Here is a 13,920-nt window from a genome sequence, read left to right as displayed (position 1 = left end):
ATTATGTCAAATAACAATGATAAACAAACACATGATGACAAGCCGAAGAAAAAGGGTTTGTTTGGGTTAATTGGCCGAGTATGGCGGTGGTGGCGTAGGCCAAGTCGTTTAGCGTTAGGAACCTTATTGCTGATTGGTTTTGTGAGTGGTGTTATCTTCTGGGGCGGCTTCAATACGGGTATGGAAATGGCCAATACGGAAGAGTTTTGTATTAGCTGCCATGAAATGCGTGAGAATGTCTATGAAGAATATATGGATACTATTCACTATACTAACCGTAGTGGTGTCCGTGCAACTTGCCCAGATTGTCACGTACCGCATGAGTTCGGCCCCAAAATGGTGCGTAAAATTCAAGCGAGCAAGGAGTTATACGGAAAAATTTTTGGCATCATCGACACGCCTCAAAAATTTGAAGACCATCGGTTAGCGATGGCGCAAAGTGAGTGGCGGCGAATGAAAAATAACGACTCACAAGAGTGCCGTAACTGCCATAACTTTGAATATATGGACTTCACGGCACAAAAAGGGGTTGCAGCTAAAATGCATGACCAAGCCATCACGGATGGCAAAACCTGTATTGATTGCCATAAAGGGATCGCCCATAAGTTGCCAGACATGCGTGAAGTTGAGCCTGGCTTTTAATTCAAGGTAATCATTTTATGATGAGTTATTCCGATGAATTATAAGTAGTGACCAATAAATAGGCTGGTTATGCGTTTGAGTATGATCAGCCTAAGTTATATTTGTGTTAAATCAATATATTTGCTTTTGTAATGTGTATTGTATGATTCTGTCACGCAGCATTTACTAACAATATAATAAATCAGGGTAATTAAACTATGTGGAAAAAGCTTCATCAACTTGCCATTCCAGCCAACCTTTACCGGCTATGTGGGCGCCTAATACCGTGGTTTATTATATTGAGTGTAATTTGTTTAGCGGTGGGATGGATTTGGGGATTTGGTTTTGCGCCAACCGATAAAGTTCAAAGCCAAAGTTATCGTATTATGTATATCCATGTGCCTGCTGCAATGTGGTCAATGGGGATCTATGCCACCATGGCAATCACCGCTTTTGTCGGTCTAGTCTGGCAAATGAAAGTCTCTGAGTTGGCGATAGCGGCAATGGCGCCTGTCGGGGCGGTGTTTACCTTTATCGCATTGGTTACGGGGGCGACATGGGGTAAACCCATGTGGGGAGCATGGTGGGTATGGGATGCACGTTTAACCTCTGAATTAATTCTATTTTTTCTGTATGTGGGGATTATCGCTTTATGGCATGCTTTTGATGATCGTCGCACCGCAGGCAAGGCCGCTGCGATTCTAGTCTTAATTGGCGTGATTAACCTACCTATCATTCATTATTCAGTTGAATGGTGGCAAACCTTGCATCAACCTTCAACGCGTATGCAAGAAAGTATTGATCCAGCTATGCGTACCCCATTACGTTTAGCTATTCTTGGTTACCTATTTCTCTTTATCTCATTAACGTTGATCCGTTTACGTAGCCAATTATTGATGTTAGAACGTAACCGCCCATGGGTATTAGATATTGTGAATAAAAAAGGACATCAATCATGACTAGCGCATTTGCATCTTGGAGTGAGTTTTGGGCGATGGGCGGCTATGGTTTTTATGTATGGCTGGCGGTTGCGCTGACATTAATACCTATTTTGTTACTCTGTTTGCATACGTATATACAAAGAAAAATGATAATAAATGCCATTATTCAACAGCAAGCTCGTGAAGTCAGGCAAAAAGCAGCAAGAGCGCGTAGGGAGGGTGTGTGAATATTCGTCGTCGTAACCGACTTTGGTTGATCTGTTCCATATTGGTTGGCGTGGGGTTAACCCTCGCATTGATTCTCTACGCATTGCGCTCAAGTATTGACTTGTTTTATACCCCCGGTGAAATCCTCTACGGTAAGCGGGAAACTCAGCAAATTCCTGAAGTTGGACAACGTTTGCGCGTTGGCGGCATGGTGATGCCAGGCAGTGTGGTACGCGATTCTGACCCTGTCTCTAATGCTGTCAATATCACTTTTACGGTTTATGATGCCGAAGGTGAAGTGGACGTCAGCTATCACGGAATTTTGCCTGACTTATTCAAAGAAGGGCAAGGTGTCGTTGTTCAAGGCGAATTACAAGAGAATAATCATATTTTAGCGAAAGAAGTCCTTGCGAAACATGATGAAAACTACACGCCGCCAGAAGTTGAAAAAGCGATGCAGGAAAACCACCGCAGGCCAGCTGCTGCCTATAAGGACAACGCATCATGATCCCGGAAATTGGTAGCGTTTTACTGTGCTTGGCGTTAGGTCTCGCTGTTTTGCTGTCTTTTTACCCGCTCTGGGGAGTAGCACGTAATGATGCACGTTTAATGGCATCATCACGTCCATTAGCATGGTTACTTTTTCTCTGCGTCACCGGGGCATTCCTAGTATTAGTGAATGCCTTTGTTGTTAATGATTTCTCAGTCACTTATGTTGCCAATAACTCTAATACGCAATTGCCGATTTGGTACCGTGTTGCGGCAACATGGGGAGCTCATGAAGGCTCATTATTACTTTGGGTATTATTAATGAGTGGCTGGACATTTGCGGTGGCAATTTGCAGTTACCGAATGCCTCTCGACATTGTCGCCCGTGTTTTAGCGGTCATGGGGATGGTTAGCGTGGGTTTTTTACTGTTTATCATCTTTACGTCAAATCCATTTTCTCGCACGCTGCCCGCCTTTCCGATAGAAGGGCGTGACCTCAATCCATTGCTGCAAGACCCTGGGCTGATTTTCCATCCACCATTGTTATATATGGGCTATGTCGGCTTCTCAGTGGCATTTGCCTTTGCGATTGCGGCATTGTTAAGTGGCCGGTTAGATAGCTCCTTCACGCGCTTTGCTCGCCCTTGGACGATGGCAGCCTGGTTCTTTTTAACGTTGGGGATCATGTTAGGTTCCGCATGGGCCTATTATGAATTAGGTTGGGGAGGCTGGTGGTTCTGGGATCCAGTAGAAAACGCCTCCTTTATGCCATGGTTAGTGGGAACGGCATTGATCCACTCACTCTCCGTCACTGAGCAGCGAGCCACGTTTAAAGCATGGTCACTATTATTATCGATTTTTGCTTTCTCATTGTGTTTACTCGGGACGTTCTTGGTTCGCTCGGGGGTATTAGTTTCTGTACACGCCTTCGCCTCAGACCCATCTCGAGGGTTATTCATCTTAGCCTTCATGGTGTTAGTGATTGGCGGCTCTTTACTGGTGTTTGCACTGCGTGGGCACAAGGTACGTTCAAGGGTGAACAATGCCTTATGGTCGCGTGAATCTATGTTATTGGGCAATAACGTTATCCTAACAGCAGCGATGTTAGTCGTGTTACTCGGTACATTGCTACCCTTGGTTCATAAACAAATTGGCCTTGGCACGATTTCTATTGGTGAACCATTCTTTAATACCATGTTTATAGCATTGATGGTGCCATTTGCCTTGTTACTGGGGATTGGTCCACTTGTACGTTGGGGGCGTGACCGTCCTGCCGCCATCAAAAAATTATTAATCATTGCAACGGTATTAACTGTTATTCTCTCTTTTGCCCTGCCATTACTGATGGAAGATAGGGTAGAAGCGCTGACGGTTGTCGGCTTAATGATGGCGTGTTGGATAGCCATTCTTGCATTTGCGGAAATGCGAGTGCGCATCAGTAAGAAAATCAAGCTCACGCCAAGTTACTGGGGTATGGTACTGGCTCACTTAGGTTTAGCGGTAACTATCGTCGGTATTGCCTTTAGCCAAAATTACAGTATTGAGCGTGATGTGAAAATGAAGCCGGGCGATAGCATTTCAATTCGTGCTTATACCTTTGTATTTAATGGCGTAAAAGAGGCTGATGGCCCTAATTATCAAGGCGTTATTGGTAGTATTTCAGTGAAAGAGAAAGACAAAGTCATCGGTGTTTTAATGCCTGAAAAACGTTTTTATAGCGTTAGCCGAGCTGTTATGACTGAAGCCGCGATTGATGGCGGTTTTACTCGCGATTTATATGCGGCATTGGGTGAGGAAGTCGCGAAAGATACGTGGACGATGCGTTTGTATTATAAACCGTTTGTTCGTTGGATCTGGTCTGGTGGTGTGTTAATGGCTATCGGTGCGTTATTTTGTTTGTTTGACCCACGTTATCGTCGTCGTAAATTACAAGGGGAAACAGCATGAACCGCAAAGTCTTCCTAATTCCTTTTATTATTTTTGCAGGAATTGCTGCGGTTCTGTTATGGCAATTGATGCGCAATGCGGAAGGAGATGATCCTCGCTTATTAGAATCCGCGTTAATTGGTAAGCCAGTGCCTGTTTTTCGCCTTGAATCACTTGAAAATCCGGGGCAGCACTACGAATCCGATGTATTAACACAAGGGCAACCTATTTTGTTGAATGTTTGGGCGACATGGTGCCCAACATGCCGTGCAGAGCATCAATATTTGAATAAATTGTCTGCACAAGGTGTTCGAGTGGTCGGGTTGAATTATAAAGATAAACGGGATAAAGCCATTGTGTGGTTACGTGAGTTGGGTAACCCTTATGCTCTAAGTTTATTTGATGGTGAAGGTATGTTAGGCCTTGATTTAGGGGTATATGGTGCACCTGAAACCTTCTTAATTGATGGCAATGGTGTGATCCGTTATCGTCACGCAGGGGCAATGGACGAGCGCGTTTGGGAAAAAGAATTTAAACCCCTTTGGGAGCGCTATAATCAGGAGGCGAACCAATGAGGTATTTATTGGGTTTATTGATGTTAGCGTTAAGCGCAACGGTGACATATGCATCGACGGAAGTGTTTACTTTCGATAATGAACAGCAAGAGCAGCAATTTCGTAAATTAACGGAAGAGCTACGTTGTCCTAAATGCCAAAACAACAGTATTGCGGATTCTAACTCAATGATTGCACTGGATTTGCGACAAAAAGTGTATGAGTTAATGAAAGAAGGTAAAAACCGCGATGAAATCGTTGATTATATGGTTGCTCGCTATGGTTACTTCGTCACTTATAACCCACCACTGACACCGCTCACGGTGATGCTATGGGGGTTACCGTTTGTTGCGATAGCGGTAGGCGGCTGGATCATTTTTGCCCGTTCTAAAAAACGCGTTAGATTAAAACAGGTTGAGCAGGGGGATGAGGAAGCATTACCTGAGGCCTCTCGCACTAGCAATTGGGTTTATTTACCCGGGTTTATCATTGCGTTAGGTGTTGCGGGTGGGGCTTATTATCAGGTCGGTAGTTACGGGAAAGTGGCCGATTGGAATAATGCCTATCAACAAGCTCCTGCTTTGTTAGACAGAGCGCTAGATCCATCTGAGCCGCCACTCAATAATGCGGAAATGGAACACCTTGCTTTAGGGTTACGCACTCGATTGCAGGAAGACCCGCAAAATGTCGAAGCGTGGGAAATGCTAGGCCGTATTGGTATGGTGTTGGGAAATGCGACTATGGCAACCGATGCCTATGGCCGCGCTTATCGCCTAGCCCCTAAAAATGAAAATGTAGTGATGGGGTATGCGGAGGTTTTGACGCGCTCTTCTGATCCTGAAGATAACCGCCAAGGTGCGGAATTACTTAAAAAGCTGATCGCAGAAGACCGCACTAATGTGAAAGCGTTGAGTATTTTTGCATTCAATGCATTTGAGCAAGAACGTTACGCGGAAGCCATTTCTGCTTGGCAAATGATGTTAAAACTGCTGCCAGAAAATGACCAACGTCGGCCGATTATCGAGCGTAGTGTTGAGCAGGCATTAATGATGGTACATGAAAAGAAAGGCTTGCCATCCGATAAGTAAGTTTCTTCACTGATTGTGTTATACAGGTGCTCGCCTGTATAGCACAGCCTTTCATATTACAATCCACGATTTTGATTACTTCGGTTTGTTAAAGATGGCTGATATCAATTCTTTTAATATAGTTTGAATTTATAACTAGATAAAAGGAAGCAATATGCCCACCCAATTAATAAGTAATTTTCATCTAACCAAAATCTCTCATCCAGTCATACCCGATTTGAATAAACTCCCATTAAATAAAGAAGTTAAAACAAAGCTTGTGAATCAGCAGCTAAAATTAAATAAATTTGCTGGAAGTATTAAAAAAAAGCAGATTGACTTGAGTGGGTCAAAAATTCCCACTCGGCTTTTTACTTTAAGGCACGCCTATTCAGAGCCTTCAAATATTCATAAAAAAAATATATCTGGGGCATTGGCTTTAAATCGGTCGATTTCGGAGCCAAACAATCTAAATCGCTCCTACAGGACACCGGTTCAAAAGGGGGGGTTAGCAAGATCGCAACCTAATTATCAGCCAAATCAGGCTCTAAGAGGCCCACAATATATTCAAAAAGCAAAAGACGACAAAATTGCCGCATATCAATCACTCCCCGATGTGGTTAAAAATTTTCTTAACGAAAAGCTTAGCTATAAAATTTTGGTCACTTTCAAAAAAGGGTTAGTTGGTAAGGAAGTAAAAAAATATATGGTTGCTTATGAAGAATTTAAACAAGGTGTTAGTGATAAAGAAAAAGAGCAATACTTACAGATTAAATTGAGTGGTTTGATGCCAGATAACCGATTTCAATCAACCAAAACAGTTTGGATTGAACTGGATAAACTCAAGCCAATTCAAACTAAAGAAGAGATAACCAAGGTAATGGTTAACACAAAATGCTCTCATCTAAATCACTAGGGTAGATGGTTAATCGCCAAATAATATCAAAGTAAATAATGAGTTTGTTATTTACTTTGATTTCATTCTGTTATATTGAGAATGGTAATGTTAATCAATGGATTGATTTTAATGGATAATTGTCTGTTTTTTCGTCTTTTGCATGTTTTGCTGCGCTTCACTTAACATTAATTGTGAAAATTAATAACAACACACTTTCAAATAAGATACAATCCCGCGCTATAAATTCGTACATAGATGACGGAAAAACGTTGCACCTGCGCACTTCAATCAGACAATTTGCTGCCTACCTTGCATTATTGGCTGTGGCTATGCTGTTTATTGCTCCATTGTTCTCTCAATCGATGAGGCTGATGGAACACTGCATAAGCCCTAATTCTCATAATGCAATGGAGCCTCCATCAACGGCAGAACATTCGATGCATTCGCATCAAGGTATGCTGATGCCTGAAAATTGTGACGTTTCAACACCAATGAACCATATGTTAATGACAGGGATCGGGCAATCACCGATGGAAGACATTGCATGTGGCTACTGCCAGTTATTGATCCACTTTCCGTTTCTTATCTTATTTATTGCTGCGGTTATTCGGCAATTCGCTAGACTGACGCTATTTATTCCCTTTGAGTGTTACGTTCAAATTAGATTATTTAGACCTTGGTCATTACATTTCGCTCGAGCCCCTCCGACCTCCTGATTTCTTAAGATTGTGAATTTTACAAATTAATTAATGGTTATTTTTGCCGTCATAGTGCAAAGCGTTTTTGCTCATCTTGAATTTCTTGATTTTTAAGTGGTTCATCTGTGGGGGCTGGAAATGTGTTTGTCATTTAAGCGGTGAAAGTAGCATCTATTTTCTAAGAAACAGGTCAAAAATGAACACACAAATCTTCAAAGTGACTCCTATTGCGACATTGGTCATTAGCGCGATTTTTACGGCATCTACTGTCGCTAAAACTGAAGTGAATCAAAGCCCAATCTCGGAGAGTTCAGTGATGATTGTCACTGCGCCAGTCGATTCACCATTAACTATTACGACATCCCCTAAAACACCAAGACAGCCAGTTCCTGCAAGTGATGGTTCTGATTATCTCAAAACTATTCCTGGTTTTTCACAAATCCGTAACGGAGGAACTAACGGTGATCCTGTTTTTCGCGGCATGTTTGGCTCACGTTTACGTATTTTAACTAATGATAGTGAGATGTTAGGTGCATGTCCTTCTCGTATGGATGCACCTACTTCTTATATTTCACCCGAAAACTTTGATGTGCTGAATATGATTAAAGGCCCTCAAACCGTTTTATGGGGGCCTGGAAACTCAGCGGGAACAATCCGTTTTGAGCGTGAAAAACCCCTATTTACCGAAGCCGGTATTAAAGGAAATGCGAGTGCGCTAGCGGCATCAAACCGTCGTTGGGACGGCAATGCAGATGTGAGTTTAGGCAATGAGTCTGGCTACATTCGCGTTATTGGCAATAAGTCACGTTCGAATGATTATAAAGATGGCAATGGGGACAAAGTGCCGTCTAAATGGGACAAATGGAATGCTGATCTTGCGGTTGGCTGGACACCGGATGAATACACATTATTAGAATTGACTGCTGGTAAAGGCGATGGGGAAGCACGTTACGCAGGTCGGGGAATGGATGGCTCCCAGTTTAAACGAGAAAGCTTAGGTTTGCGCTTTGAAAAGAGCAACATTGGCGACGTTTTAGATAAAGTCGAAGCGAATGTCTACTACAATTACGCTGATCATATTATGGATAACTACTCGCTTCGCTCTCCATCAGGTGGGGGAATGAGTGGGGGTCATATGGGGCATGGTGGTCATGGCATGATTAATATGCCAATGAAAATGCGAGTCGACCGTGAAACTATGGGCGGTCGTGCGATGGGAACATGGTTATGGTCAGACTATGAGCTGCGTGCCGGGGCAGACATGCAAACCAATAAGCATCGAAAAAACAACAATAATAGTTGGAAAAAAGATGCACAGTTTCAAGATTATGGTGTTTTTAGTGAGCTAACGTGGCATGCAACTGAACAAGGCAAAGTGGTCAGTGGGGCTCGTTTAGATCGTGTCATAGTTGAAAATAATACAGGAATAGGCTCTTCAGGGCGTAACACCGTGATGCCAGCAGGCTTTGCGCGATATGAGCATTCTTTATCGAGTACGCCTATTATGCTATATGCAGGTGTCGGTTATACGGAACGTTTTCCTGATTATTGGGAGTTGTTCTCACCTAAGCTCGGCCCGAATGGTAGCAATAATGTGTTTGATAAGCTAAAAACGGAAAAAACAACTCAGTTAGATATCGGTGCTAAATATAGCCATGAAGATACTAATGCATGGGTTTCTGCATATGTGGGGCGTGTTGATGATTTTATTCTCTTCCGTTATAGCGCAGTAAATCCACGAATGAGTCAGGTGGAAAATGTGGATGCGTTAATTATGGGCGGAGAACTTGGTGTTGCCCAAAAGCTCAGTGATGAGTGGAAAGCGGATGCAAGCCTTGCTTATTCATGGGGGGAAAACCGTACAGATGGAAAGGCATTACCGCAAATGCCACCGTTGGAAAGCCGATTTGGTTTATCGTGGGAAAAAGGCGATTGGACCACGACAGGCTTAGTGCGTGTTGTGAGCCGCCAAAATCGTGTTGCCATTAATGATGGAAATGTAGTGGGTAAAGATTTCAGCAAAAGTGCGGGTTTCACGATTTTTTCATTAAATACAGCGTATAACATTAATGAAAACATGAAATTAAGCGCAGGTGTTGATAATCTTTTTGACAAAACCTATAGCGAGCACCTTAATTTAGCGGGGAATAGTGGTTTTGGTTATTCATCCAATGTGCCAGTGAACGAACCAGGAAGAAACTTCTGGGCAAAAATAAATGTGACTTTTTGATTATTAGACTAGCATCCCATGCAATGTTGTATGGGATGCTGGCTGGTTATTAAATAGCTGTTTGTTAAATAATAACGGGAATATAATAATTTAGCTCTTGAATGAAGTTGCGTGAATCATTAATGAATGCATCATAAGAGGGTTTAGATTTTAGGACATATTGTTCCACATCAGGCCCTTCTCCACGGACGATATCCATTTCAGCAAGTACTTTTCCATAAGCAGTATAGATAATATCATTATAATCTATACCATGAAGGCTACTAGTAATTTTGATTTCTAAGTAATTTCCAGAGGGTAACTGTAAGTTTGTTGCTTGCGGAAGTTCGATGTCTACATCTTGTTCATCTAGAGCCGTGGTATATAGGAAATGCCCTTCTGCGTTAGCACTTTGGTCAATACCATGAATAGCATATAGATGCTGAGTGACATAAGGGTTTTTATCAAAAAAAGCCATCCAATAGTACCGACGCAACTCATCCGTTTTTAGGTTCCATTCATTAATATCTTTAGTGTAACGATGTTTAGTGCCAAGTAAATTGATTGCCGGTAACTGGGTCAATTTAACACTCACGTTGAGTTCTTTACTCTCTCGTAGCGGTAAACAGAACCCTTCAACTTTCCAGCCTTCTCGTTTTCTATATTCAGAAGGTGTCAGATTAAATTGCTTTTTAAATGCACGACAAAAAGTTTGTTGTGAGTCAAAACGGTATCTTAGAGAAATATCCATTATGCTGTCATTTGTTAGTCGTAATGCGACAGCAGAACAAGAAAGACGTCTTGCTCGGATATAGGAGCCAAGAGCGAGCCCTGTTTGGTTTTTAAATAGGCGCTGAAAGTGCCATTTTGTGTATCCTGATTTATCGGCAACAGTATCTAGGGATAGGCGTGATTCTAAATTTTGTTCTATCCAGAGAATAATTTCCCTGATAACACTTTCTTGTAGCATGATTATCCTTTCAGGTCTCTTTACTTACCAATAAAAATAAGAAGCCATATAATAACTTTGTGCGATGAGTGGCAAGTATTCATAGGTGCTCGTAATAGGATAGCATGCTAACTGACAATTTTATTAAAAAGATGTGAAGTTAAGTAAGTTTTGAGAGGGTGAGGGAGTGAATACTAAAATACACCTATTTGGCGTTTACATAATTTGTCTAATTTTTACATGCTGTGTATAGACTGAAAGTAATGAATATGGCATAAATGTAGAGGAATGATTTTATTTACATCTAAAACAAACTGTTATAGCAATCTATTTTAGAGATTCAAAATAAGAGTGATATAATGTAACTTACTAACCTTGAAAAGTACTTTTCCCCTATAAGTGTATTATAAATCATCTTATTTTTATAATCTAAAACTAATCTTGTAACTTCGACTAATAAATAAAAAAAAACGTCTTTTTTTATGATGGGGAAATTTTTTCTTTATTATAATTGCGTTATGGAAACTTATTGATACGCATGAATACAAAATGTCACGAATTTCTTAAGGTTATAACATTAAATTTGGTAATATGATTTTATCAAAATGAAAATGTAAGCTAAAATCTAGTTAAACTGGAAATACAATTTTTTAGTCGTTGATAGACGATAATCTAGTTTCTATATCGCTTAAATTTTACATTTTATGTGATGATCGTCACAACGGGAATGAAATAATGAAACTGATTTAATCTAGTTATATCATCTGGTTATCTAAATTTTTATTTTAACTTCATTGTTGGATTATCTTAAATTGACTTGTTTAATTCGGGGTTTATTATTTTAAGTCAATTTATAAATTTATGGTTGGTGATAATTTACGCACCGGTTAATAATATTCATTTTAATATTTAGTAGAGGTTATTATGGGCAAGGAAAGCATTGCTAAAATGCTAGGGATAAAAATCCGAAAACAACGAGAAAACCATAAAATATCGATAGAAAGAATGGCCAGCTTAATCGGTGTAACAGAAGAAGAAATGAATCGATTCGATACTGGAGAAAGTTGTATTGATGTTGATTCATTATTTCAATTTGCTTATCTTTTCAATGTTGACCCTACGTCTTTTTTATATGGCGTTGTTAATATAAATGGTGGTACATATAGCTCATTACATTGATTATAAGTGAATTAAGTGTGTTAAAAACATCATTGTATTATTCACCTGTAAAATAATATTGCATGTTACTATTAGAATTATCTTTATATTTTCAGTAATCAAATATATCCATAGGTATTCAGCTGTTTTATGACTTTATCAGTTAGTTTATTAGCGCGACTCCATTGATTAATCTTAGCTAACTTTGTGTTGCTAGCGAGTTTTAAAATAAATTGGTCGAGTTGCTCTACAATAAAATTATTTTGATTAATCTCTTGATTTTTCTCATTAAAAGAGATTTTTTTCGCTACTTCATATCGGTTATTGCATTGTTTTAAAGACAATTTGTCTGAGATCTTTCCTGTATTGAAAAAGATTTCAAATGAAATCAATAACCCGCCATCTTGGCGAAAATTGATCATCAACACATCGCCATCAGCTCTTTTCATAAAAGGATGTGAGTATTGAATTGCCGGGTTTGAAAGTAGAACATCAGGCATTAAAGATAACAATAATTCTATATTTTTTGTGATAGTGTTTCGTAATATATTGAATGGTAATTGATTTTCAGTCTCACATATTCTATGTGTTGTGAGACGTAATAACCCTGTTTCTAAGCCATGTTTAGACATTAAAGCGGTTTTTATTTGACTGAACTGGTTATCAAAGCTAAAAGGTTGGTTATAACCAATGAATACACCATGCCGCGCCGCTTCCCCTAGCACTTCCTTTAGTTTGATTTCATTATAGTTGGGGATGTCATTTAATAGGATATTTTTTCCTGCAATTACAGCAGTATGAATCGCAAATTTGAGTAACTCATCACTGCAAGTGGATGTCATGATGATGCAATCGACATCATCATGGTTGATCAACTCTTCTATCTTTCTCTTTTGGCACATAAAGTCAGTCATAGAAGGGAGTGATGGGGACAACTGGCAAATTGACTTTAGCTCACTATGATGAGCGCAACATTTTATCGCATCGATATAAAGCTGGTTATAAGGTGTTGTACCGATTAAACCTATACCAGAGCGATTAAGGGACGTGACAGAATGTTGTTCCTCAAGTAAGCGAAGATGCCCGAGTAAATAAAGAAAGTGTGTATTTAACATGCTTAGCCCTTATTATGGTTTTATCTGACACGAGAAATAATCCCAACATAGCAGGACGAAATAATAATTTCATTTGATTGTCTTTTTGGAATTTGTATTTTCTGATGAGATTCACAAATCCAAGAAAAAGATGAAACTTAATTAACATTCAATAAATACGTTTATGTTAATGAGGGAGAGGATTGGAAGAGGCTCTGAATTAATGGAGGTGTTTAATTACAGAGCCGTATAACTTAGACTAAGCTGCTACCCTGACGATAGGCTAATGCAACGGTTAGTGATTGTGCTAAACATAAGGTGGCTGACTGCGAACGAAATGCATCTACTTGGGCTTCTTTGATCACAAAACAAACATCACTAAAACTTGCCAACGGGCTGATTTGGCTGTCAGTAATCACGATTTGTTGTGCACCTGCTTGGGCCGCTTTTTCGCTGACCATGACAGTTTCTGAGGCGTAAGGTGTGAAACTGATTGAAATAACGACGTCATTTTCGCTGATCCTGCTGATCTGCTCTTTGAACATCCCGCCAAGTCCATCAATGAGTACGGGGCGACATTCTAAATGGCTAAGAGCGTAACTTAAATAGGTTGCAACGCTGAATGAACGACGTAAACCGATAATGTAGATATTTTGTGCATTCGCTAATAACGATACGGCTTTTTCGATATCTTCAGCAGGCGTTCTCGCAGCCATTTGCTGTAAAGCTTGGGCATTAGAATGCGCAAATTCTTTCAAAATCTGTGATGGGTCATCGCCCAGCTCTTGGGAACCGTCCATTTCACGAAACATACGTGCTCTATCTGTGTAGCTGGCGGTTTCTTCAACAAGGTTCATGCGAAACAATTGTTTCATTTCATTAAACCCACTGAAATTAAACGCATTTGCAAAACGGATCAGCGTCGAAGGCGGAACATTAGCTTCTTTCGCAATGACGGCGACAGTATCAAATGCGACGCTATTTGTATTGTCCAATACGTAGCGCGCCACTTGCTGTAGCCGTTTACTTAATTCGTCATATCGCGAGCGAACTTGCTCTTGAAACTCATTCAAATTTGATGCACTTGACATATAACCTCCAGAATTTGG

The 13,920-nt window shown here is 40.4% G+C and carries 14 protein-coding genes; 11 read left to right on the top strand and 3 right to left on the bottom strand.

Annotated features, from left to right (window positions below):
- The first annotated feature begins 3 nt into the window (after positions 1-3).
- The 10 genes from napC (at position 4) to M1E86_RS13995 (ending at position 9,631) form a co-directional block, all read left to right on the top strand.
- Positions 4-642 carry a cytochrome c-type protein NapC gene (napC, locus tag M1E86_RS14040; protein ID WP_102139974.1) on the top strand — a complete coding sequence of 213 codons (639 nt, stop codon included), beginning with the start codon at positions 4-6 and terminating at the stop codon, positions 640-642.
- A 197-nt stretch (positions 643-839) separates the two neighbouring features.
- The gene (locus M1E86_RS14035; protein WP_213914165.1) at positions 840-1,580 is read left to right on the top strand and encodes a heme ABC transporter permease; all 741 of its coding nucleotides are present in this window, start codon (positions 840-842) and stop codon (positions 1,578-1,580) included.
- A complete protein-coding gene (gene ccmD, locus M1E86_RS14030) occupies positions 1,577-1,789 on the top strand; it encodes a heme exporter protein CcmD (RefSeq protein ID WP_004262214.1) in 213 nt (70 codons plus the stop codon). Before M1E86_RS14035 ends, ccmD begins: the two co-directional genes overlap by 4 nt.
- The gene (gene ccmE / locus M1E86_RS14025; protein ID WP_125891469.1) at positions 1,786-2,277 is read left to right on the top strand and encodes a cytochrome c maturation protein CcmE; all 492 of its coding nucleotides are present in this window, start codon (positions 1,786-1,788) and stop codon (positions 2,275-2,277) included. Before ccmD ends, ccmE begins: the two co-directional genes overlap by 4 nt.
- A complete protein-coding gene (locus tag M1E86_RS14020; protein WP_140171092.1) occupies positions 2,274-4,205 on the top strand; it encodes a heme lyase CcmF/NrfE family subunit in 1,932 nt (643 codons plus the stop codon). Before ccmE ends, M1E86_RS14020 begins: the two co-directional genes overlap by 4 nt.
- Positions 4,202-4,759: a thiol:disulfide interchange protein DsbE gene (dsbE, locus tag M1E86_RS14015; protein ID WP_004262204.1), complete on the top strand. Its 558-nt coding sequence runs from the start codon at positions 4,202-4,204 to the stop codon at positions 4,757-4,759. The genes M1E86_RS14020 and dsbE overlap by 4 nt, the downstream gene beginning before the upstream one ends.
- Complete coding sequence (locus M1E86_RS14010) at positions 4,756-5,826, top strand: cytochrome c-type biogenesis protein CcmH (RefSeq protein WP_213914166.1); 1,071 nt, start codon at positions 4,756-4,758, stop codon at positions 5,824-5,826. The genes dsbE and M1E86_RS14010 overlap by 4 nt, the downstream gene beginning before the upstream one ends.
- A 154-nt stretch (positions 5,827-5,980) precedes the next feature.
- Entirely contained in the window at positions 5,981-6,721 is a 741-nt protein-coding gene (locus tag M1E86_RS14005) for a hypothetical protein (protein WP_213914167.1), read from the top strand.
- Between the two features lie 251 nt (positions 6,722-6,972).
- Positions 6,973-7,419, top strand: coding sequence for a DUF2946 domain-containing protein (locus tag M1E86_RS14000; protein WP_213914168.1), 447 nt, complete (start codon positions 6,973-6,975; stop codon positions 7,417-7,419).
- 178 nt (positions 7,420-7,597) lie between these two features.
- A complete protein-coding gene (locus tag M1E86_RS13995; RefSeq protein WP_213914169.1) occupies positions 7,598-9,631 on the top strand; it encodes a TonB-dependent copper receptor in 2,034 nt (677 codons plus the stop codon).
- 64 nt (positions 9,632-9,695) lie between these two features.
- On the opposite strand, the gene M1E86_RS13990 is transcribed toward M1E86_RS13995, so the two are convergent.
- Positions 9,696-10,580: a helix-turn-helix domain-containing protein gene (locus M1E86_RS13990; RefSeq protein ID WP_213914170.1), complete on the bottom strand. Its 885-nt coding sequence runs from the start codon at positions 10,578-10,580 to the stop codon at positions 9,696-9,698.
- A 903-nt stretch (positions 10,581-11,483) separates the two neighbouring features.
- Between M1E86_RS13990 and M1E86_RS13985 the strand changes: the two genes are divergently transcribed.
- Complete coding sequence (locus tag M1E86_RS13985; RefSeq protein ID WP_426099136.1) at positions 11,484-11,738, top strand: helix-turn-helix domain-containing protein; 255 nt, start codon at positions 11,484-11,486, stop codon at positions 11,736-11,738.
- Between the two features lie 98 nt (positions 11,739-11,836).
- Here the strand turns inward: M1E86_RS13985 and M1E86_RS13980 are convergent, their stop codons facing one another.
- Complete coding sequence (locus M1E86_RS13980) at positions 11,837-12,832, bottom strand: hypothetical protein (protein WP_426099135.1); 996 nt, start codon at positions 12,830-12,832, stop codon at positions 11,837-11,839.
- A 233-nt stretch (positions 12,833-13,065) separates the two neighbouring features.
- On the bottom strand, positions 13,066-13,902 hold the full coding sequence (locus M1E86_RS13975; RefSeq protein WP_125891462.1) for a MurR/RpiR family transcriptional regulator: 837 nt from the start codon (positions 13,900-13,902) through the stop codon (positions 13,066-13,068).
- Positions 13,903-13,920: the final 18 nt, after the last annotated feature.

Source organism: Providencia sp. PROV200, assembly GCF_049901995.1.
GTDB classification, from domain to species: domain Bacteria; phylum Pseudomonadota; class Gammaproteobacteria; order Enterobacterales; family Enterobacteriaceae; genus Providencia; species Providencia rettgeri_E.
The sequence above is the reverse complement of the archived record's forward strand: the minus strand, read 5'-3'. Positions and strand labels throughout refer to the sequence as shown.

Bases quoted from the DNA above. Each gene is read 5' to 3' on its own strand.
- M1E86_RS13985 (WP_426099136.1), top strand. From the start codon at position 11,484: ATGGGCAAGGAAAGCATTGCTAAAATGCTAGGGATAAAAATCCGAAAA.
- M1E86_RS14005 (WP_213914167.1), top strand. From the start codon at position 5,981: ATGCCCACCCAATTAATAAGTAATTTTCATCTAACCAAAATCTCTCAT.
- M1E86_RS13975 (WP_125891462.1), bottom strand. From the start codon at position 13,902: ATGTCAAGTGCATCAAATTTGAATGAGTTTCAAGAGCAAGTTCGCTCG.
- M1E86_RS14010 (WP_213914166.1), top strand. From the start codon at position 4,756: ATGAGGTATTTATTGGGTTTATTGATGTTAGCGTTAAGCGCAACGGTG.
- M1E86_RS13995 (WP_213914169.1), top strand. From the start codon at position 7,598: ATGAACACACAAATCTTCAAAGTGACTCCTATTGCGACATTGGTCATT.
- M1E86_RS14020 (WP_140171092.1), top strand. From the start codon at position 2,274: ATGATCCCGGAAATTGGTAGCGTTTTACTGTGCTTGGCGTTAGGTCTC.
- dsbE (WP_004262204.1), top strand. From the start codon at position 4,202: ATGAACCGCAAAGTCTTCCTAATTCCTTTTATTATTTTTGCAGGAATT.
- M1E86_RS13990 (WP_213914170.1), bottom strand. From the start codon at position 10,580: ATGCTACAAGAAAGTGTTATCAGGGAAATTATTCTCTGGATAGAACAA.
- napC (WP_102139974.1), top strand. From the start codon at position 4: ATGTCAAATAACAATGATAAACAAACACATGATGACAAGCCGAAGAAA.
- ccmD (WP_004262214.1), top strand. From the start codon at position 1,577: ATGACTAGCGCATTTGCATCTTGGAGTGAGTTTTGGGCGATGGGCGGC.
- M1E86_RS13980 (WP_426099135.1), bottom strand. From the start codon at position 12,832: ATGTTAAATACACACTTTCTTTATTTACTCGGGCATCTTCGCTTACTT.
- M1E86_RS14035 (WP_213914165.1), top strand. From the start codon at position 840: ATGTGGAAAAAGCTTCATCAACTTGCCATTCCAGCCAACCTTTACCGG.